Annotated in this window: 2 protein-coding genes; both read left to right on the plus strand. The window is 40.2% G+C overall.

What is annotated here, in order from left to right:
- The coding region (locus tag JSQ97_RS12725) for a hypothetical protein (RefSeq protein ID WP_205076391.1) at positions 1–218 on the plus strand (218 nt) is incomplete at its 5' end.
- A 418-nt stretch (positions 219–636) separates the two neighbouring features.
- A complete protein-coding gene (locus JSQ97_RS12730; protein WP_205076392.1) occupies positions 637–1,914 on the plus strand; it encodes an N-acetylmuramoyl-L-alanine amidase in 1,278 nt (425 codons plus the stop codon).
- The last annotated feature ends 52 nt before the right edge of the window (positions 1,915–1,966 follow it).

Here is a 1,966-nt window from a genome sequence, read left to right on the forward strand (position 1 = left end):
AATTAATATTCTCTGATTTTAATACAAAAGACTTTTGTTGGGTAAATTTTTATAATATGTTTAAATGGCGACATGGAAAGCTAAATGATAAATTCCCTGTAAAAATTGTCTGCCATTATTCATTAGATGAAGAAAATTACACAGAAGAAATTGACTATATAGTAGAATGCAAAGAAGCATATCCATCTCGTTTATACAAGACTTTTTTAATCATTTAACTTCACAGAGTAAAAATTAAGACCCCGTAGTTTTCGAGGAAAATTGCTCAGATCGCGCCGCCGCAGGCTTCCGTATGAAAGTCTTTCATCGGAGAAAGAATCTTCCGTAATACAAAGCACCGGTGGGAGCTTTTCTGTTCATAAAAAATATTTCTTCCAAAAATGAAAACCGCAGGTGCATTCCGTTGCCGTCCGAGGCAGCTCCATTAAACAGAATGTGCGTTATGAATAGGCGGCAAGAAATAAGTTCTCGATATGGCATAAAATAATTCTATACAAACCGAAAGAAAGCATTTTATAATTCTGCATTACTGCACTATAATAAAATGATTCAACGAAGTTTTCTGCGAGATATACCCATGAACTGTTTTACAGCTTCGTTCTTTGACAATTCAGCAACGGCTCAAAATCATGGTGTTTGAGCTGCAAAGCCGCCTACGATACGCGCTATGTGTATGGTGCTGATGGCTTGGGTGCCGAAGGCACGCTAGATAATAATTTCCGCTTACGCAAACGGCGCGCTTGCGCGGCGGACGGGAATAGAGCAGCAAAGTGGACGATGTCCAATTTGAGCGAAACGCTCTACTTCAACACGATGTGGACGTGGCATACCGACAAAGGATTGCCTGACGGGCAGTATTCGAAGCACATCTATCTCGGTGAAACGCGGATCGTAACGAAGCAGACGAGTAAGCTCGAAGCGAGCTACGGACAGAGCGACGAGTGGCATCATCAGTATTACTACCACCCGGATCATTTGGGAAGCGCACAGCTCATAACGGACTACGAAGGGAATGAATACCAACGCATTGAGTACACGCCGTACGGAGAGCTGTGGGTAGAGAAAAAGACGGAAAAAGAGGAAGGACTGCGCTATCTGCCGTACAAGTTTACGGCGAAGGAGCAGGATGAGGAAACCGGGCTCTATTACTACGGTGCACGGTATCTGGATGCGAAGTACAGTAGGTGGATGAGTGCGGATCCGGCGGTCGGGGAGTATTTAGATCAAAGTTCCAAAGGCGAAGGCGGAGCGTTTAATGTATTAAATCTAAACCTCTATCATTACGGCAATAATAATCCGGTAAAGTATGTGGATCCGGATGGAAGAAGCGATACGGTAATTATATCTCCTGGTCATGGAATGGATAAAAAAGGCGAGGATAGAGGGGCTGTTGTTGATGGAATTTCTGAGGTAAGCATCATTTATAAATTTTGCCTTAAATTATACTCTGATCTAAAAAAGATTGGCATTGATTATATTAATTTGAAACAGGTAATTGAAGATACGACAAAGGATCATTCGCCGCAAGGCAGAATAGATGCAGCAAATAAAATTGATGCAGAAATTGATGCATCGTTAGAGTTAGCAATTCATGCTGACGCAAATACAAAAGGATATACTGGAATCACGTTGTATTATATTGGGGGGAAAGATAAAAGCAAACGAATTGCAGAATATTTTTCAGATATATTAAATGCAGCAAATTTACCTACGAGAATTAAACCGGATACAGATACTCGGGTAAAATCGTTGGGAGAGCTACGAAGAACTACAGCCCCTGCATTATTAATAGAAATAGGCTCAATGGATACAAAAGAGAGCAGGGAAATAATGATGGATAGAACAAATAAACTTTCAGAGGTCTTGGCAAATGCTATTAAATCTTTTAATAAAGATCGTCCGAATTGGGAATAAAGTATGAAAAAAACGATATTTGTTTTTGTCTACTATTTTATTACTATTTTAC

This window comes from Treponema sp. Marseille-Q4523 (assembly GCF_016901105.1).
GTDB lineage: Bacteria > Spirochaetota > Spirochaetia > Treponematales > Treponemataceae > Treponema_D.